This is a genomic window from Planotetraspora sp. GP83 (assembly GCF_041262585.1).
Classification (GTDB): Bacteria; Actinomycetota; Actinomycetes; order Streptosporangiales; family Streptosporangiaceae; genus JAOEGB01.
In genome coordinates this window covers 1-19129 of sequence record NZ_JBGCBZ010000043.1, presented here as the reverse complement: position 1 = coordinate 19129, position 19129 = coordinate 1, and the positions used below count along the sequence as shown (strand labels likewise).

The following is a 19129-nucleotide window of genomic DNA, read 5'->3' as shown; positions in this document are numbered from 1 at the left end:
ATCCGACCATCAAAACGCACCTCCCCCGGGCTCCAACGGATCTCAAGAACTGCCCTCACGCTATCCAGCACCTACGACAAAACCAGGACTTGATCCACCAGAGAACCGCAGGTCAGAGCGCTGGGGAAAAGATCTACCTAACGTGCCCCGGAACCTCAGCGAGGAAAGGGCCGTTGGAGCGGCCGTCCGCGGGCCGTTCATGGCCGCAGAGAGGGGAGAGAGAGCACGGCCGTCCTGCAGACGAGCAACGCGAGGCGTGCTGAGGTGATCAAAGGGGGGCGCGTAGGCTCGCCGGGTCCGCCCCGCCCGGCGGTCGAGGTGAGCAGTGGTGCCGCCAGGGCCCGCCCCGCCCGGCGGTGTAGATGAGCAGCCGGTGCTTCTGGCCCTCCGCGCGCGCGGTCTCAGCAGGATGGCGACCGGTGGCGTGACCAGAAGGGCGGGTAAATGGTTCGCTGTTCCGGTCGGTACGGCATAGCTTTGTCCTTCGTGGAAATTCGTGACCTGACGACCGACGACCTTGACGCGGTGCTCGACAACCGGAAGCGCGCCTTCGGCCCCATCTCGGGGGCCGACGCGGAGATCTGGCGCAAGATGATCCTGCCGGTGCTGTCCGAAGGTCGATACCTGGGCGTTTTCGACGGAACCAGGCTCATCGCGACCGCGCGGATCAATCAGTACACCCAGTGGTGGCACGGACGGCCCATGTCCATGGGCGGCGTCGCCAGTGTGACCGTCGCGCCCGAGGAACGAGGCCGCGGCGTGGGCCGGGCGCTCATTGCCGGCGTCATCGACCGCAGCGCGGAGTTGGGTCACGTGGCGTCCGCGCTCTACCCGGCGACCACGCCGCTCTACCGGAGCATGGGGTGGGAGCACGGCGGAGCACAGTTCAAAGCCGTTCTGCCCACGGAGGCCCTCCGTACCCTCGGAGCCCGTGACAGTGCGGCCGCCGCCGTGAAGCTCCGCCGGATGGGCCCAGACGACGCGCCGGAACTGATGGCCCTGCTGGACCGCGTCTACGCCTCGACACGCGCCTCCGGGCCGCTCTGCTGGGACGAGCGGACCTGGCGGCTCTGGCTCGAGGACGAGGACGACTTCTGCTACCTCGCCGACGACGGCTACGTGATCTACCGCTGGAGCGGTGGGGACATCGAGGTCGACAACCTCGTCGCGGGCTCGGAGGCCACCGCGCGGGCGCTGTGGTCACTCGTGGGCACGGCGTCGTCCATCGCCAAGTCGGTCAAGGCCTGCGTGGAGCCGCACGACCCGGTGCTGTGGCTCCTGCGCGAGCGATCGTACGACGACATCAAGCAGACCAGGTGGATGTTCCGCCTGATTGACTTCCCGTCCGCCATCCAGCAGCGCGGCTTCCCCGCCGGGGTCTCGCTCGACACGGTCATCGAGGTCGACGACCCGCAGCGCCCCGCCAACTCCGGCACGTGGCGGCTCCAGGTCGCTTCAGGATCGTGTACGGCTTCCGCCGCCGGTTCGGGTACGGAACTCGCGCTGGGGCAGGGGACGGCGTCCCGGTTCACGATCGGCGCCCTGTCCGCCCTTTTCGCGGGCGTGCCGGCCGCCACGCTTCGCCGGTCCGGACGGCTCGCCGGAGGCTCGCCCGAGACCGACGACGCCCTCGACGCCGCCTTCAACTGCGCGGCTTACATGATCGATCACTTCTGACGCGAGCGGACGTCGACTGATCACGGTAGAGTTCGGTGCCGAACAGATGTTCGGCGGTCGCGGATGCCGCTGGGCGAGCGGGGCCATAGGCGCCCAACGAGCGGATCGGAGGCCGGCCGGTGCGGTTGCCCGAGCTGCGGGTGTTGGGGGTCGATCCGGGGCTGACCCGATGCGGCCTCGGGGCCGTGGAAGGCCGCCCGGGGGCGCCGCTGAGCCTGGTGGCCGTCGGCGTCGTCCGCACACCGGCGGAGGACGACATCGGCTCCCGCCTGGTGGTCATCGAGGCCGAGATCGAGCGGTGGCTCGATGAGGTCAGGCCCGACGCGGTGGCCGTTGAAAGGGTCTTCGCCCAGCACAACGTACGGACCGTCATGGGCACCGCACAGGCCTCCGCCGTCGCCATCGTGTGCGCGGCCAGGCGGGGGCTGCCCGTGGCCATGCACACCCCGAGCGAGGTCAAGGCCGCGATCACGGGGAACGGCAACGCCGACAAGAAGCAGATCGGCGCCATGGTGACCCGGCTGCTGCGGCTTGACGCCATGCCGAAACCCGCCGACGCCGCCGACGCTCTCGCACTGGCGATCTGCCACGTCTGGCGGGGCGGCGTCCAGAACCGTCTTGCCGAGGCCCTGTCGAAGGCGCGTGGCTCTGCCGCCTCTGTCAGCCTCAACCCTGGTTATCGCCATTCGCCCGGTGCCGGCCGTACCGGCGACCTGACGAATCCATGACCGCCGGATCGCCGTGCCTGCCAGACCACCGCACCGACCGGGATCGCTGGAGACCCGCGACTGCGCTGCCGTACGGCTGCCGCGGTGCCGAGGGGAGCCCGGTGCTCGCATCGGCCCGGATCACCGCGTCTGCTAGGCCTCCGCGTCTGCCAGGCCTCCGTGTATGCCGGGCCTTCGCGTCTGGCGGGTCGTCGCCGGATCGCCGGACAGGGCGGCGGATCGTCGGGGCGCTCTGGTAGGACTGAGGTCGGCACGCCGGCTGGGGCGTAGGGCGGCCGCGATGAGATTGATTGTGCGGACCGTAGCGGGACTGGTTGTGCAGGCCGTCGCCGGACTGGCTGTGCGGGCTGTGGTGGGGGAAGGGAGCGCGGAGTGATCGCATCCGTGGCGGGGCAGGTGACGGCCATAGCGCCGGACGCCGCCGTCATCGAGGTGGGCGGAGTGGGCGTGCTCGTTCATTGCACGCCGGGCACGCTCGCCACCCTCCGCGTGGGCGAGCCCGGCCGCCTCGCGACCTCGCTCGTCGTGCGTGAGGAGTCGCTCACGCTGTACGGCTTCGCCTCCGACGACGAGCGGACCGTCTTCGAACTGCTGCAGACGGCCAGCGGCGTGGGGCCGCGCATCGCCCTCGCGATGCTGGCCGTGCACACGCCCAACGCGCTCCGCGTGGCGGTGGCGAGCGCCGATCTCAAGGCGCTGACCATGGTCCCCGGCATCGGGCAGAAGGGCGCTCAGCGCATCGTGCTGGAGCTCAAGGACAAGCTGGGCACCCCTGATCAGGCGGTCAACGCGGCCCTCAACGGTACGGCGAAGGCCCCGGTGTGGCGCGATCAGGTGCATTCGGGCCTGGTCGGCCTCGGCTACTCCGCTCGCGACGCCGACGAGGCGGTGGCGGCCCTCACGCCCGAAGCCGACGCGGAGGTGGCCGCGGGACGGGCGCCCCAGGTGGCAGTGTTGCTCAAGTCGGCCCTGCGCGCGCTGAGCGTGCGATGACCCGGCACGCCCAGGGCCCAGGTCGGCCGCGAGCAGACGGCCGGTTCCGGCCGGTGGAGACGGGAGCCGGCTTGGGTCGCGGGGAGCGCCTGTGAGCTTTGAACGGGAGTTGGTGTCGCCAGAGCCGGAGGGCGACGAAGGGGCGATCGAGGCGGCCCTTCGGCCCAAGCGCCTGGACGAGTTCATCGGCCAGGGGCGGGTCCGGGAGCAGCTCTCCCTCGTGCTGGAGAGCGCCCTGCGCAGGAACCGGCCGCCCGACCATGTGCTGATGAGCGGTGGCCCTGGGCTGGGAAAGACCACGCTCGCCATGATCATCGCTGCCGAGCTGGGAGCGCCTCTCCGGGTGACCTCGGGCCCCGCTCTGGAACGCGCGGGTGATCTGGCCGCGATCCTCTCGACACTGTCGGAGGGCGAGGTCCTGTTCATCGACGAGATCCACCGGATGGCCCGGCCTGCCGAGGAGATGCTCTATCTGGCGATGGAGGACTTCCGCGTCGACATCATCGTCGGCAAGGGCCCGGGAGCCACCTCGATCCCGCTCGACATCGCGCCGTTCACCCTGGTCGGGGCCACGACCCGGGCCGGCCTGCTCCCGGCGCCCCTGCGCGACCGGTTCGGCTTCACCGCGCACATGGACTTCTACGACGTAGCCGAGCTGGAGCAGGTGCTCTACCGCTCCGCCAGGCTGCTGTCGGTGGACCTTCCCACGGAGGGCGCCCAAGAGATCGCCCGCCGATCGCGGGGCACGCCCCGGATCGCGAACCGGCTGCTCCGGCGGGTCCGCGACTTCTCCGAGGTCCGGGCGGAAGGTGTGATCACGAGGGAGATCGCCTCAGCCGCGCTCAACCTCTACGAGGTCGACGCCGAAGGGCTCGACCGGCTCGACCGGGCGGTGCTCGGCGTGCTGCTGCGGAAGTTCGGCGGCGGACCGGTGGGCCTGTCCACGCTGGCCGTGGCGGTGGGGGAGGAGCCCGAGACCGTGGAGGTCGTCGCGGAACCCTTCCTCGTCCGGCAGGGGCTGCTCGCCCGGACGCCGCGCGGCCGGGTGGCGACGGCGTCCGCCTGGGCGCACCTCGGCCTGACTCCGCCTCCTGACGCCTTCGGCGCTTCGCTCATCCCCACCCTTTTCGACGAGGATTGAGAATCCCGCCGCCTCTCTCCGCGCGCAGCCGAAAAGCCAGGCGACATATCGGAAGTCGTCGGCCGCGCCCCGGCGCGGGTATGCGGCTCTGCCGACGTCCCGGGCCACGCCGTGTTTCGCTCCCCGGCCCACGTGTTTCGCTCCCGGGCAGCCGCTCGCGAAATGGCCGCATTCCGGAAAGGTTTCATGCAGCTGTGCCGTACGGAACCATCCCAAGCGGCACCTGGCAGAAGGATTCCATCGCGTATGTCGGGCCTCAGAAGAAACGGTCCGGGTCACGGGCGGGTGCTTTCGCCAGAGGCAATCCGTACGGAGTGCCGATGCTCCGGAGGACGTGACATTTCCACCATTTTCGCGTGCGACAAAGCGCTCCGCGAGCGTCGTCAGTGCTGAGCCGTGGCGCCAAGCCCGCAGGCGCGCGTGACCTGTACGCCCTGGGCCGTTGGCGGAAGCCCTCGAACCACTGGAAGCCCCGGGCCGCTGGTGGTACTGATTTCCGTTGGGGAGCATCACCTGCGGAGTGGCGGTCCGGGACTGTCCCGGACACCTTCCCGTATTGATCCTTGACGAGTCCGCGTTTGATTCTGTGTCCCACACCGGTTCATTCGGGCCGTTGGCGCTGTTTTCTCGCCGACAGGTGAGTAAAGCGTGGACCATACGACAGAAAGGACGCGGCGTGAATATTCGTCGCAACATGAGTCTGCTCGTCGCGGGAAGCGCGATGATTGGAAGCCTCGTGGTGGTGGCGGGCCCGGCCGAGGCCGCCTCTTGCACTCCTCTTGCACGGTGGGCGTCGGGCACACGGCCGTCTGGGCGAAGTGCACGGGGTCCGGTGCCAAGGCCCGATTGAGTTACTGGTGCAAGACCAGCCCCTGGGGCAGCGTCTGGCAGCTCCACCGCACGGGGTACTACCGCACTCCGGTCACGATCAGCCGCGAGTGCCAGTACGAGGCCGCGAGTCCCGCCTACAACCTGATACCGGCCTAGCCAATCTGTCCATCGACCTCCGGAATCTCCCTCAAACGGATTCCGGAGGTTTTGGCATTCGCGGGGATACGTAGACCTGGGCGCGCCTCGCGGAGCCTGACGCGCTCGCCGTACGGGCCGGTGAGGCGTCACGACCTGATGCGCCATCGAGACACGCCGGCCCATCGGGCTTATCGAGGCCTATCGGGGGCTATCTGGCCGGGCGGCGGGGAGCAAAGCTCGCATGGCGAGTCCTTGAGCTGACCCGGCCGTGTCGTGCTTCCGGCCGTCCCGGATGCCTTGCCGGGATGTCGTAGGGTTTAGCCAGGTCACAGAACCGTTTCAATACTGCGAAATAGGAAACTTTCCCGCGTGCCAGATCGTGGGTTCGTTGCCGGGCTTCGAACGGCTCGCATACACTGCGTGGCTTGACTGGCCGCTTACGCTGACCCGCTCAGCGCCGCGGCGGGCGCGCAGCACAGCGCACAAGACCTCCGGCGTCAGGCCGGTTCATCACGTAACGGAAGGGTGGCCCCCGTGGGTAACAACCCGCTTGGGACGTTCCTGCCACTGATCTTGCTGGTAGTGGTGTTCTACTTCCTCCTGATCCGCCCGCAGCGCAAGCGGCAGCAGGAAGCGCTCCAGATGCAGAGCTCCCTCGCTCCTGGTGCCCGGGTCGTGACGACCACGGGCCTCTTCGCGACCGTGGTCGGTTTCGAGGACGACGACGTCCTCCTGGAGATCGCGCCCGGTGTGCAGACCAAGTGGTTGAAGGGCGCGATCGGCCGCGTGGTGACTCCCACCGAGGACGCCACGGAGGAGCTGGCCGACGACAACCCGGTGGCCGACGGTCCCGACACCACGGACGGTGACGATTCGAGTACCAAGCAGTCCTGAGTAGGCTGATCGCAGACCCTTTGACGAAAGAACTGACCACCAGTGGCCCCACCGACCAGTAGCCAGAGCAAGCCGGGACGTACGCTCCTGCTGCTCCTGGCGATCATCCTCGCCATGGGCGCGACGGTCGCCCTGCAGAAGGCGTTCGTCCCCAAGTTCGCACTCGACCTCGCGGGTGGCACCACGGTGACGCTCCAGCCGGTCACGCTCGACAACAAGGCTCCCTCACAGGAGAGCCTGGACCGGGCCGTCACCATCATCCGCCAGCGTGTGGACGGGGCCGGCATCTCCGATGCCCCGGTCGCCAAGGCCGGTGACAACATCGTGATCTCGGTCCCTGGAGCGGGCCAGGCGGAAGTTCTCAAGCTCGTCGGCACCACCGCTGAGCTGCGCATGCGCCAGGTGCTCGCGGTGGCCGCGGCCAAGGCCCAGCCCGTGCAGATGCCGACGGCGGCGCCGACGCCCAGCGGATCCGGCGCACCCAGCGCGACGCCCAGCGGCGCGGCCGGCGCGACTCCCGGCACGACGGCGAGCGCGGCGCCCAGCGCCAGCAGCACGCCCGCGGGCCGGGCGCTGTCCTCCGCGCTGACCGCTCCCTCGCCGACGCCGACCGGCAAGGCTGACGGCGCGAACGGTGCGAGCGGTGCGAACGGCGGCAAGAAGGGCCACAAGGCGGGGGCCAAGGCCTCACCTTCCGCCACACCGTCGGCCTCCGCGTCGCCGACGGCCCCGCCGACCTCGCAGGCGAACGATGACCCACTGGCCGGTCAGGACACCAGCGGCATCGACCCGGCGCTGCTGACGAAGTTCCGCGAGATCGACTGCTCCGCGAAGGACCGCGGCCGGGGGGCGCAGGACGACCCGAACAAGCAGCTCGTGGCCTGCAGCGACGACGGCTCCGCCCGGTACATCCTGGACAAGGCCGCCGTGCAGGGCACCGAGATCAGCGGAGCCCAGGCGGGGACCGACCCCACGACCGGCGAGTGGATCGTCCAGATCAGCTTCAAGTCCAAGGGCGCCTCGCAGTTCGCCGACGTCACCCGGCGGATCACCAGCCTCTCGCCGCCGCGCAACCAGCTCGCCAACGTCCTCGACGGCGTCGTCATCGTGGCGCCGACCATCGAGGAGGCCATTCCCGGCGGAAGCGCCCGGATCTCCGGCAGCTTCAACCAGAAGAGTGCCACCGAGCTGGCGGACCAGCTGAAGTACGGCGCGCTGCCGCTGAAGTTCAAGGTGGGCTCGGTCGTGTCGGTCTCGTCGACGCTCGGCCAGGACCAGCTCCGCGGCGGCCTGATCTCCGGCGCACTGGGCCTGCTGGTGGTCGTGTTCTACCTGCTGCTCTACTACCGCGGCCTTGGCATCATCGGCGTGGCCAGCCTCGGCGTGGCGACGGTCTTCACCTACCTCATCGTGGCGATCCTGAGCCACAACGCCGGGTTCCGGCTCTCGCTGCCGCACATCATCGGCCTCGTGGTCTCGATCGGCATCACGGCGGACTCGTTCATCGTCTACTTCGAACGCATCCGTGACGAGATCAAGGAAGGTCGGCGCACGCTGCGCGCGGCCGTGGAGGTCGCCTGGCGGCGGGCCCGGCGCACGATCCTGGTCGCCGACGCGGTCATGTTCATCGCCGCGGTGGTGCTCTTCTTCCTCGCGGTCGGCGGCGTGGCCGGATTTGCCTTCGCGATGGGTCTCACCACGCTGATCGACATCGTCGTGGTGTTCCTGTTCACCAAGCCGTTCATGTCGCTGGCGGCCCGGATGAAGTTCTTCTCCAAGGGCCACAAGCTGTCCGGACTCGACGCGGAGCGCATGGGCCGTACGAGCCCCGCCGAGCAGACCCTGCAGGAGGCGTGATGCCGGGTGTTATCAGCCGCCTCTACCGAGGCGACATCAACATCGACTTCGTCGGCAAGCGCAAGATCTGGTACGGCCTGTCGGCCTTCCTGCTGGCCATCTCGATCATCGGGCTCCTGGTCAACGGCCTCAACCTCGGCGTGGAGTTCAAAGGCGGGTCGGTCTTCGACTTCGCCCGGACGCCCGGTTCGAGCCTGGAGCAGGTCCGGGAGACCGTTCAGGACGCTGGCGTGCACCAGATTCCCATCGTGCAGGAGGCCGGGCCGAACTGGCGGGTCACCACCGAGAGCCTCGAGGGCGACGAGGTGACCAAGGTCCAGCAGGCGGTCGCCAAGCAGTTCGGCGTTCCGGAGAAGCAGGTCAGCTCGCAGGTCATCGGCGCCACCTGGGGCGGTGAGGTCTCGCAGAAGGCGTGGATCGGCCTCGCGGTCTTCATGATCGCGATCATGCTGTACCTGTCCGTGGCCTTCGAGTGGCGGATGGCGCTCGCCGCGATCGTCGCCCTCGTGCACGACCTGGTGATCACCGCGGGCATCTACGCCTGGTCGGGCTTCGAGGTCACCCCGGCGACCATGCTGGGCTTCCTCACGATCCTCGGTTACTCGCTGTACGACGCGGTCGTCGTCTTCGACATGATCAAGGAAGTGACCGGCAAGCTCGGCACGAGCGCCAAGATGACCTACACGCAGGCGGCGAACAACGCGCTCAGCCACACGCTGATCCGGTCGCTGAACACCTCGCTCGTCGCGATCCTGCCCGTCGCGGCGATCCTGTTCATCGGCACGACGCTGCTCGGCGCCGGCACGCTGAAGGACCTGTCGCTGGCGCTGTTCGTCGGAATGATCGTCGGCACCTACTCCTCGCTGTGCGTCGCGACGCCGATTCTGGTGACGCTCAAGGAGCGGGAGCCGCAGTGGCAGGCGCTCGCCAAGCGGGTGGCTCTGAAGCAGACGTCCGCCGCCAAGACGGCCGCCGCCGCGGGCGGGAGCCGTACCGTGAAGGAGACCGTCCCGGCGGCCTCCAAGAGCACGTCCCAGAGCGTGTCACAGAACACGTCGCCGACCGTGTCGCAGAACGGCGCGGTCACGGGCGACGGCAAGCGCAAGAAGCGATAGGCGGCGCCTCCCAAGGCCTCGCGCGACTGGAGCGCCCCCGCGACCGGAGACGGTCGCGGGGGCGTCCTGCTTCCGCCTGTCGCCGGGCCGGGGGCTCCCCGCGCGGGTGCTCTAAGGTTGGCCTCGTGACTGACTGGACCGCACTGATCAGGGACATACCCGACTATCCGAAGCCTGGGATCCTGTTCAAGGACATCACCCCGCTCCTGGCCGATCACGCGGCCTTCACGCAGGTCGTGGACGAGCTCGCGGACGGCCTGGTGTTCGACAAGGTCGTCGGCATCGAGGCGCGCGGCTTCATCCTCGCGGCCCCGGTGGCCTACCGCAGTGGTGCGGGATTCGTCCCGGTGCGCAAGAAGGGCAAACTGCCTGCGGAGACGCTGGAGGCGTCCTATGATCTGGAGTACGGCTCCGCGACCATCGAGGTGCACGCCGATGCCTTCGCCCCGGGTGACCGGGTTCTGATCGTGGACGACGTGCTCGCCACGGGCGGCACGGCCCACGCGACGGTGGAGCTGGTCAGGAGGGCCGGCGCCGAAATCACCGCCGTGTCCGTCCTGATGGAGCTTTCCTTCCTCTCCGGCCGTGACCGACTGCCTGGTTTGGACGTTCGTGCCCTGGTAAGCGTGTAAACGCGGCGGGGTCCGGGTTTGTGCTGTGCCCGTGCCGTCCCCTGTGCCGGCCGGGCGTGTGACGAGGCGACTCGGCGGAGAGTGCTGGGGCGGCGCGGATACACTGAGGAATCTGGACTCGACGTAAGGAGTCTGTGTGCCCCGTGATGTGGTCGTGCCCGACAGCGCGAGGGCTGGGCGCGGAACCGACCCGCGCGAGGCCCCCGAGCCGGTCGACGTGCCCGTTGACGCGGCGCCCGACTCACCGGGAGGTGCGGACGAAAGACCGGCGCCGGCCTCACGACGGAGGCTGGCCCGGTTCGGGGGGCAGTGGGGGGCTATGAATCCGGTTCTGGAGCCGCTTTTCAAGACGGTCCGGGCGACGCATCCCAAGGCCGATCTGCGCCTCATCGAGCGTTCCTACGACGTGGCGGCCTTCCACCACCGCGACCAGAAGCGCAAGAGCGGCGACCCGTACATCACGCATCCCCTCGCCGTCGCGACGATCCTGGCCGAGCTGGGCACCGACGACGAGACGCTGTGCGCCGCCCTGCTGCACGACACGGTCGAGGACACCGCCTACAGCCTTGACGAGTTACGAGCCGACTTCGGCGACAACATCGCCCTGCTGGTCGACGGCGTGACCAAGCTGGACAAGGTCAAGTTCGGCGACGCCGCGCAGGCGGAGACCGTCAGGAAGATGGTCGTCGCGATGTCCCGGGACATCCGCGTCCTGGTCATCAAGCTGGCCGACCGGCTGCACAACATGCGGACGATGCGGTACATGCCCGAGCACAAGCGGCAGCAGAAGTCCCGCGAGACGCTGGAGATCTTCGCGCCGCTGGCCCACCGGCTCGGCATGAACACCATCAAGTGGGAGCTGGAGGACCTCGCGTTCGCCATGCTCTACCCGAAGCGGTACGACGAGATCGCGCGGATGGTGTCCGAGCGCGCTCCGCGGCGCGACCTGTTCCTCCAGGACGTCATAGAGAAGGTCTCAGGCGAGCTCCGCGAGGCCAAGATCAAGGCGACCGTGCGGGGGCGGCCGAAGCACTACTACTCGATCTACCAGAAGATGATCGCCAAGGACGTGGCCTTCGACGACATCTACGACCTCGTCGGCATCCGCGTGCTCGTCGACACGGTCCGCGACTGCTACGCCGCGCTCGGAACGATCCACGCCCAGTGGAGGCCGGTGCCGGGGCGGTTCAAGGACTACATCGCGATGCCCAAGTTCAACATGTACCAGTCGCTGCACACGACGGTGATGGGTCCCGAGGGCAAGACGATCGAGCTGCAGATCCGCACGCGCGCCATGCACAACCGGGCGGAGTACGGCGTGGCCGCCCACTGGAAGTACAAGGAGGAGACGACCACCTCGGGCTCCGCCAAGGTCAAGCAGGTCAACGACATGGCCTGGCTGCGGCAGCTGCTCGACTGGCAGAAGGAGACGTCCGACCCGGGGGAGTTCCTGGAGTCGCTCCGCTTCGACCTGTCCGTCTCCGAGGTGTTCGTCTTCACGCCCCGCGGGCAGGTGATCGCGCTGCCGGAGGGCGCGACGCCCGTGGACTTCGCCTACGCCGTGCACACCGAGGTCGGCCACCGATGTATCGGCGCCCGGGTGAACGGCAGGCTGGTCCCGCTCGAGTCACGCCTCGGCAACGGCGACACGGTGGAGATCTTCACCTCGAAGTCGCCGGACGCCGGGCCGTCCCGTGACTGGCTCAAGTTCGTCAAGAGCGGCCGAGCGCGGAACAAGATCCGCCAGTGGTTCTCCAAGGAGCGCCGCGAGACCGCGATCGAGGCCGGCAAGGAGGCCATCGGCCGGGCGATGCGCAAGCAGGGCCTGCCGCTCCAGCGCCTGATGTCGGGGGAGGCCCTTCTCGCGCTCGCGCGGGATCTGCGCTACCCGGACGTGTCCGCTCTGTACGCCGCGGTGGGCGAGGGCCACGTGGCCGCCCAGTCGGTCGTCCAGAAGCTCGTACAGGCCCTGGGCGGCGTCGAGGGGGCCGAGGAGGACATCGCCGAGGCGGCGGTCCCCACGCGGCTCAAGGGACGTCCCAGGGCCAACTCCAACGCGGGCGTCATCGTGGCCGGCGACCCCGACGTCTGGGTACGGCTCTCGCGCTGCTGCACCCCCGTCCCAGGAGACGAGATCGTCGGATTTGTCACCCGAGGGCATGGAGTTTCCGTACATCGCACGAACTGTCCCAATGTTGAGCAGTTGAACGCGCAGCCGGATCGTCTCGTCCAGGTGGCGTGGTCTCCGGGGGACGACTCGGTCTTCCTTGTCGCGATCCAGGTCGAGGCGCTGGACCGGCCCCGCCTGCTGTCGGACGTGACGCGGACGCTGTCCGACCACCACGTGAACATCCTGTCCGCGTCGGTGGCGACCACCCGGGACCGGGTGGCCGTCAGCAAGTTCACCTTCGAGATGGGCGACCCGAAGCACCTCGGCCACGTCCTCAAGGCCGTACGGACGGTCCAGGGCGTCTATGACGTCTACCGCGTGACGAACTAACCCCCCTCAACCCCCGGCGTGATCATGATCACGCCGGGGGGGGAGGGGTCAGGAGAATTCGGCGAGGGTGCGCTCGGCCTCCTCAAGCCAGGAGCGGCGGGCGGCCAGCGCCTCCTCGGCCTCCTTGACGTCCTTGTCCTTCCCGGCGGCCTGGGCCTTGGAAAGGCGCGTCTCAAGCTGCTCGATGGACCTGCGGAGCTGGTTGACCGTGTCCTGAGCGCGGGCCCGGGCCTCCGGGTTCGACCGCTTCCACTCGTTCTCCTCGGCCTTGCGGACGGCCTCGTCGACCTTCCGCAGGCCGCCCTCCAGCTTGTCCCGCATCTCGCGGGGCACGGGACCGGCGGCCTCCCAGCGCTCCAGGATGCCCCGCAGCGCGGCGCGGGCCGTCCGGGCGTCGGTCACGGGCAGGAGCCGCTCCGCCTCGGCGAGCAGCGCCTCCTTGGCCTCCGCGTTGGCGGCGAAGGACGCGTCCCGCTCGGCGAAGACGGCCGACCGGGTCTGGAAGAACTGGTCCTGCGCGGCCTTGAAGCGGGTCCACAGCTCGTCCTCGGCCTCCCGGGAGGCCCGCCCGGCCGTTTTCCACTGGCGCATGAGCTCCCGGTAGGAGGCGGCCGTGGCGTTCCAGTCGGTCGAGGACGACAGCGCCTCGGCCTCGCTCACGATCCGCTCCTTGGTGCCGCGCACCGCGTCACGCTGCTCGTCCAGCGACGAGAAGTACGCCTTGCGCCGCTTGGCGAAAGCCGTACGGGCGGTCGAAAGGCGCTTCCAGAGCGTGGCCTCGGTGGCGCGGTCGATACGCTCGGCCGCCTTCCACTCGTCCACGAGCTGACGGAGCCGCTCGCCGCCCGACTTCCAGTGGGTGGCGTCCTCGGCGATCCGCTCGGCCTCGGCGACGATCCGCTCCTTGGTCTCGCGCGCCAGCACGCGGGCCTGGTCGCGGGCCGCCCTGACCTCCTCGCGGCGCTTGCCGACGAGCTCGGTCAACGCGGCGAGGCGGTCCAGGAGGGAGCCCAGGTCCCCGATGGCGTGGGCCTCGGCGACCGCCTCCCGCAGCTTCGTGATGCTCGCCTCGGCCTGCGCGGGGGCCAGGTCGGTGCCCCTCACCCGCTGTTCGAGGAGCTGGACCTGCCCGGCCAGCTCGTCGAACTTGCGGCGGAAGTAGGCCAGCGCCTCCTCCGGCTCACCGGCCTGCCAGGACCCGACGGCCCGTTCTCCCTCAGCCGTACGCACGTAGACGGTGCCGTCATCGTCTACCCGGCCCCACGGGTCGGTGGTCACCGTGTCCTCCCGCACTTGAATCAGCCTCCAGGGCCCGATATGCCCTTGGTTGTATTACGTCAGCTCTTGCCGGTGATTGTCACGTGTTTGATTTCCACGGGCTGCTTGGGCGCACCCGTGCCGTCCCCTGTTCCGCCGGGAAGGACGCCCTGCTTGGCGACCTTGTCCAGGATTTCCAGCCCTTTGGTCACCGTACCGAAAGGTGTGTAGTCGGGGCTCAGCCCGGTGTCCCCGAACACGATGAAGAACTGGCTGCCGTTGGTGTCCGCGCCGCTGTTGGCCATGGCCAGCACGCCCCGGGTGTACTTCGCGCCCGCGAGGTTCTCGTTGACGAAGCGGTAGCCGGGGCCGCCCTGGCCGTCGGTCGGGTTCTTGCCGTCGGCCTTCGCCAGCGGGTCGCCGCACTGCAGGATCGGGAAGGTCGCCGGCCCCATCCGGTGACACTTGCTGCCGTCGAAGTAGTTCTTCGCCGCCAGATACCGGAACGAGTTGACCGTGCACGGCGCCTTGGCGGAGTCCAGCGTGGCGACGATGTCCCCGAGGTTCGTCTTGATGGTCATCGTGGCGGGATCGGTGCTGACCTTCGCGGGCGGCAGGCCGACGTCCTTGACCTGGCCGCTGCCCTTGTCGGCGATATAGCCGCACAGCCCGGTCGCCGGGTCGTACGGCTTGGGCTGCTCGGCCGCCGCCGCGCTGGCCGCGGCACTCGCGGACGGCGCAGCGGACGTGGTGGCGTTGCCGTCCTTGCCGCCCAGGACGGCCGTCGCGGCCACGATGCCGCCGATCACGACCACGACCGCCGCGCTGGTCCCGATGATCGCGGCGCGCCGGGCCTTCTGCTGGCGCTCGGCGCGCGCCTGAATCTGCCGCTGGTGATGCTCCCGGGCCAGCTGCTTCTGACGGTCTTTGCCGGTGACCACTTCGCCCTCCCGACTGTCCTGTTTCCGATGGTCTTTCCCATGGTCGCGGCCGGATGCCGGCAGGCAGAGGCGGGCGGCCGCGCCGGAGAAGTGCTCCGAAACGACAGCTCGCTCTATAGCATCCGGCTCGACTGCTCCAAGAATGACTATTGAGGTGGGCGAATCGTATCGGCACACGGGTATTGGTTCGCAGCCCGCCGACCCGCACCGGTACCCTTCGGTTACATTCGCTCGCGTAATCCTTGATACATCCGCAGAGACGCAGAGGCCGCTTCCGTGCTCGTCGCCGGGTTTCCCGCAGGGTCGTTCCAGACCAACTGCTATGTCGTCGCTCCCGCCGCAGGCGAGGAGTGTGTGGTCGTCGACCCTGGTCAGGACGCCGTCGAGGGCATCGACGACCTGCTGCGCGAGCATCGGCTCAAGCCCGTCGCGGTGCTGCTGACCCATGGCCACATCGACCACATGTGGTCGGTCGTGCCGGTGTGCGGCGCCCGCGACGTTCCGGCGTGGATCCACCCCGACGACCGCGAGCTGCTGTCGGATCCCGGCAAGGGGCTCTCGCTGCAGACCCGGCAGATGCTGTTCGGCGGCCTGGAGTTCAGCGAACCCGACGACGTGCGGGAGCTGACCGACGGCGCCACGCTGAAGCTCGCCGGTCTCGACATCACGGTCGATCACACTCCCGGCCATACCAGGGGGTCGGTGACGTTCAGGACGCCCTACGAGGACTCGCAGGTCCTGTTCGCGGGCGACCTGCTGTTCGCCGGCTCCATCGGCCGCACCGATTTTCCGGGCGGAGACTACGCCACGATGCTGCACAGCCTCGCGAAGACGCTGAGGCTGCCGGACGAGACGACGGTCCTGCCCGGCCACGGACCACAGACGACCATCGGCCACGAGCGGGCCACCAACCCCTACCTGAGGGAAGTGGCGCCGCACGAGGGCCCTAGCAGGGGACTGTAATGAGCTTTCAGGCGCCCAAGGGCACCTTCGACTGGTTGCCGCCGCGATCGGAGTGGGCACTCCTCGTGCGCGACGCGCTGTCCGCGCCCGCTCGCCGCGCGGGCTACGGCTACATCGAGACGCCTGCCTTCGAGGACACCGCCCTGTTCTCGCGCGGCGTCGGCGAGTCGACCGACATCGTGACCAAGGAGATGTACACGTTCCAGAGCCGGGGAGGCCAGTCGCTCACGCTGCGCCCCGAGGGCACGGCCAGCGTGGTGCGCGCCGTCATCGAGCACGGCCTGTACGGCGGGGCTCTCCCGATCAAGCTCTGGTACTCCGGGAGCTACTTCCGCTACGAGCGGGCCCAGGCCGGCCGCTACCGCCACTTCTCGCAGGTGGGCGCGGAGGCCCTCGGAGCCGAGGACCCGGCGCTCGACGCCGAGCTGATCGTGCTGGCCGCCGACGGCTACGCCTCGCTGGGCCTGAAGAACGTGCGGCTGCTGCTGAACTCGCTCGGGTGCAAGGAGTGCCGCCCCGCCTACCGGGCCGCGTTGCAGGACTTCCTGCGCGGGCTCGACCTCGACGAGGTGACCCGGCAGCGCATCGAGATCAACCCGCTGCGGGTCCTCGACGACAAGCGCCCCGAGGTGCAGGCTCAGCTCGTCGGCGCGCCCCTTGTGACCGACCACCTCTGCGGGGCCTGCAAGGCCTACCACGAGGAGGTGCGCGGCCTGCTCGGCGCGGCCGGGGTGGCCTACACCGACGACCCGAGGCTCGTCCGGGGCCTCGACTACTACACGCGGACGACCTTCGAGTTCGTCCACGACGGCCTCGGCGCCCAGTCCGCTGTCGGTGGGGGAGGCCGCTACGACGGCCTCAGCGAGATGATCGGCGGCCCGCCGCTGCCCAGCGTCGGATGGGCGCTCGGGGTCGACCGGACGGTCCTCGCGATGGAGGCCGAGGGGCTGATCACCGAGCGGGCCGGGCACGTCGAGGTGTTCGCCATCCCGCTGGGCGAGGAGGCCAGGCGGCGGATCTTCCCGCTGGTCAGTGAGCTGCGCCGGGCCGGCCTCGCGGTCGACATGGCCTTCGGCGGCCGGGGCGTCAAGGGCGCCATGAAGGCCGCCGACCGCAGTGGCGCCCGCTACGCCCTGATCCTCGGCGAGCGAGATCTCGAGGCGGGAGCCGTACAAGTGAAGGACCTGACCACAGCCGACCAGACCGCGGTGTCGCTCGCCGAGGTCGTCGAAGTCTTGAAGGGGAAACTCTCGTGATCCGCACTCACGAAGCAGGGACGCTTCGTAAGGAGCATGCAGGACAGCGTGTGACGCTGGCGGGCTGGGTGGCGCGCCGGCGCGACCACGGTGGCGTGGTCTTCATCGACCTGCGCGACGCCTCCGGCTCGGCCCAGGTCGTCTTCCGCGAGGAGGACCACGCCCACGACCTGCGCTCGGAGTATTGCGTCAAGGTGACGGGCGAGGTCCGCGTCCGGCCCGAGGGCAACGAGAACCCCGACCTGCCGACCGGCGAGATCGAGGTCGTCGCCTCCGAGGTGGAGGTGCTGAGCGAGTCGGCGCCGCTGCCGTTCCCGATCGAGGGCAGCACGGGCGTGTCGGAGGAGGCGCGGCTGAAGTACCGCTACCTCGACATCCGGCGGCAGCAGATCGCCGAGGCGCTGCGGACCCGCTCGCAGGCCACCTACCTGGCCCACGAGGTCATGCGGGAGCGCGGCTTCGTCTACGTCGAGACGCCGAACCTCACCCGGTCCACGCCCGAGGGCGCCCGTGACTTCCTGGTCCCGGTGCGCCTCCAGCCGGGCAACTGGTACGCCCTGCCGCAGTCGCCGCAGCTCTTCAAGCAACTCCTCATGGTCTCCGGCCTGGAGCGCTACTACCAGCTCGCCCGCTGCTTCCGCGACGAGGACCTGCGCGCCGACCGGCAGCCCGAGTTCACCCAGATCGACGTCGAGATGTCGTTCGTCGACCAGGACGACGTCATCGAGCTGGGCGAGGCCCTGATCGGGCGCATCTGGAAGGACACGATCGGCTACGAGCTGCCGTCGCCGCTGCCCCGGATCACCTACGCCGAGGCGATGGCCCGTTACGGCTCGGACAAGCCCGACCTGCGGTTCGGCGTCGAGCTGGTCGACCTGACGAAGTACTTCGCGAACACCACCTTCCGCGTGTTCCAGGCGCCGTACGTCGGGGCCGTCGTCATGCCGGGCGGCGCGTCGCAGACCCGCAAGGAGCTCGACGGCTGGCAGGACTGGGCCAAGGCCCGGGGCGCCCGCGGGCTGGCGTACGTGCTGGTCCAGGAGGACGGCTTCGGCGGCCCGGTGGCGAAGAACCTGTCCGAGGCCGAGACCGCCGGCCTGGCGGAGGCGACCGGCGCCAAGCCCGGCGACGCGATCTTCTTCGCCGCCGGTGCGCTCGGCCCCTCGCGGGAACTGCTCGGCGCGGCCCGGCTGGAGATCGGCCGCCGCTGCGGCCTGATCGACGAGTCCCAGTGGTCGTTCCTCTGGATCGTCGACGCCCCGATGTTCGAGCCCGTCCTCGACGAGGTCGGCCGCGAGATCGGCTGGACGGCCGTCCACCACCCCTTCACCGGGCCGAAGCCCGAGTGGGCCGACAACTTCCAGGACCACCCCGGCGAGGCCCTGGCGTACGCCTACGACATGGTCTGCAACGGCATGGAGATCGGCGGCGGCTCGGTCCGTATCCACCGGGCCGAGATGCAGCAGCGCGTCTTCGACGTGCTCGGCATCTCCAAGGAGGAGGCCGAGAGCAAGTTCGGCTTCCTGCTGGAGGCGTTCAAGTACGGCCCGCCGCCGCACGGGGGCATCGCCTACGGCTGGGACCGCGTCTGCATGCTGCTCTCGGGCGGCGAGTCGATCCGGGACGTCATCGCCTTCCCGAAGACCGCGTCCGGCTACGACCCGCTGACGGGGGCGCCTACCCCGATCACGGGCGACCAGCGCAAGGAGGCCGGCGTGGACGCCAAGCCCAAGGCCGAGAGCACGCCTCAAGCCTGATCGTCAACGGCCCTCCCAGAGCGGGAGGGCCGTGATCGCGCCCAGAGGGCCGTCATGATGCCCAGAGGGCCGTGATCATGCACACTTTCCCGGGACCGGGCGTCTGCGAGCCGCAACGTAGTTGGTGATCATGCAGACCTTCCCAGCGACCGTTTCAATCTGGCGTGACCGTGTCCATGATCATGCAGTCAGCTGGTAACTGCATGATCATGTACGGTAAAGCCGCAGGTCGCGAGGCTTGATGGGAAAGCGTGCATGATCACGCACAAGCAGGGCGCAGCGTGGCTGGCCTGCGCGGGAATCTCTGCATGATCACGCGGGGGTCGGGAGCATGATCACGCGGGGGTCAGGAGACCAACGCCGTTGCGTTTAGCGTCGGGGACGGGAGGCAAGTCCCTTCTCGAAGATCGTGACGTCGGCGTGGAAGCTGTAGGTCTGTGTGGTTGCGG

15 protein-coding genes are annotated in these 19129 nt (G+C 69.2%); 13 read left to right on the top strand and 2 right to left on the bottom strand.

The genetic code is table 11. The features are described from left to right. The first annotated feature begins 486 nt into the window (after positions 1-486). From ABH927_RS33775 to ABH927_RS33730, 10 genes are all read left to right on the top strand, one after another. The gene (locus ABH927_RS33775; protein WP_370028510.1) at positions 487-1677 is read left to right on the top strand and encodes an enhanced intracellular survival protein Eis; all 1191 of its coding nucleotides are present in this window, start codon (positions 487-489) and stop codon (positions 1675-1677) included. Positions 1678-1811: 134 nt separating this feature from the next. Further along, on the top strand, positions 1812-2405 hold the full coding sequence (gene ruvC, locus ABH927_RS33770) for a crossover junction endodeoxyribonuclease RuvC (RefSeq protein ID WP_370028512.1): 594 nt from the start codon (positions 1812-1814) through the stop codon (positions 2403-2405). A 372-nt stretch (positions 2406-2777) separates the two neighbouring features. Next, complete coding sequence (ruvA, locus tag ABH927_RS33765; RefSeq protein WP_370028508.1) at positions 2778-3398, top strand: Holliday junction branch migration protein RuvA; 621 nt, start codon at positions 2778-2780, stop codon at positions 3396-3398. A 91-nt stretch (positions 3399-3489) separates the two neighbouring features. Beyond that, positions 3490-4539, top strand: coding sequence for a Holliday junction branch migration DNA helicase RuvB (ruvB, locus tag ABH927_RS33760; RefSeq protein WP_370028507.1), 1050 nt, complete (start codon positions 3490-3492; stop codon positions 4537-4539). A 786-nt stretch (positions 4540-5325) separates the two neighbouring features. After that, on the top strand, positions 5326-5526 hold the full coding sequence (locus tag ABH927_RS33755) for a hypothetical protein (protein WP_370028505.1): 201 nt from the start codon (positions 5326-5328) through the stop codon (positions 5524-5526). Positions 5527-6042: 516 nt separating this feature from the next. Further along, positions 6043-6402, top strand: a complete 360-nt coding sequence (yajC, locus tag ABH927_RS33750; RefSeq protein WP_370028503.1) for a preprotein translocase subunit YajC — start codon at positions 6043-6045, stop codon at positions 6400-6402. A 42-nt stretch (positions 6403-6444) separates the two neighbouring features. Next, positions 6445-8259, top strand: a complete 1815-nt coding sequence (secD, locus tag ABH927_RS33745; RefSeq protein WP_370028501.1) for a protein translocase subunit SecD — start codon at positions 6445-6447, stop codon at positions 8257-8259. Then, on the top strand, positions 8259-9374 hold the full coding sequence (gene secF, locus ABH927_RS33740; RefSeq protein ID WP_370028499.1) for a protein translocase subunit SecF: 1116 nt from the start codon (positions 8259-8261) through the stop codon (positions 9372-9374). The genes secD and secF overlap by 1 nt, the downstream gene beginning before the upstream one ends. Before the next feature lie 125 nt (positions 9375-9499). Continuing rightward, complete coding sequence (locus ABH927_RS33735; protein ID WP_370028497.1) at positions 9500-10006, top strand: adenine phosphoribosyltransferase; 507 nt, start codon at positions 9500-9502, stop codon at positions 10004-10006. Between the two features lie 319 nt (positions 10007-10325). After that, positions 10326-12506, top strand: coding sequence for a bifunctional (p)ppGpp synthetase/guanosine-3',5'-bis(diphosphate) 3'-pyrophosphohydrolase (locus ABH927_RS33730; protein ID WP_370028495.1), 2181 nt, complete (start codon positions 10326-10328; stop codon positions 12504-12506). A 48-nt stretch (positions 12507-12554) separates the two neighbouring features. Here ABH927_RS33730 and ABH927_RS33725 read toward each other — a convergent pair whose 3' ends face one another. Continuing rightward, positions 12555-13799, bottom strand: coding sequence for a DUF349 domain-containing protein (locus ABH927_RS33725; protein ID WP_370028494.1), 1245 nt, complete (start codon positions 13797-13799; stop codon positions 12555-12557). Between the two features lie 44 nt (positions 13800-13843). Continuing rightward, on the bottom strand, positions 13844-14704 hold the full coding sequence (locus ABH927_RS33720) for a peptidylprolyl isomerase (protein ID WP_370028492.1): 861 nt from the start codon (positions 14702-14704) through the stop codon (positions 13844-13846). Positions 14705-14980: 276 nt separating this feature from the next. Between ABH927_RS33720 and ABH927_RS33715 the strand changes: the two genes are divergently transcribed. From ABH927_RS33715 to aspS, 3 genes are read left to right on the top strand one after another with little or no spacing between them, the layout of a single operon-like run. Continuing rightward, entirely contained in the window at positions 14981-15667 is a 687-nt protein-coding gene (locus ABH927_RS33715) for an MBL fold metallo-hydrolase (RefSeq protein ID WP_370028490.1), read from the top strand. Continuing rightward, a complete protein-coding gene (gene hisS, locus ABH927_RS33710; protein WP_370028489.1) occupies positions 15667-16923 on the top strand; it encodes a histidine--tRNA ligase in 1257 nt (418 codons plus the stop codon). Before ABH927_RS33715 ends, hisS begins: the two co-directional genes overlap by 1 nt. Further along, on the top strand, positions 16920-18680 hold the full coding sequence (gene aspS / locus ABH927_RS33705) for an aspartate--tRNA ligase (protein WP_370028487.1): 1761 nt from the start codon (positions 16920-16922) through the stop codon (positions 18678-18680). Before hisS ends, aspS begins: the two co-directional genes overlap by 4 nt. Positions 18681-19129 lie beyond the last annotated feature (449 nt).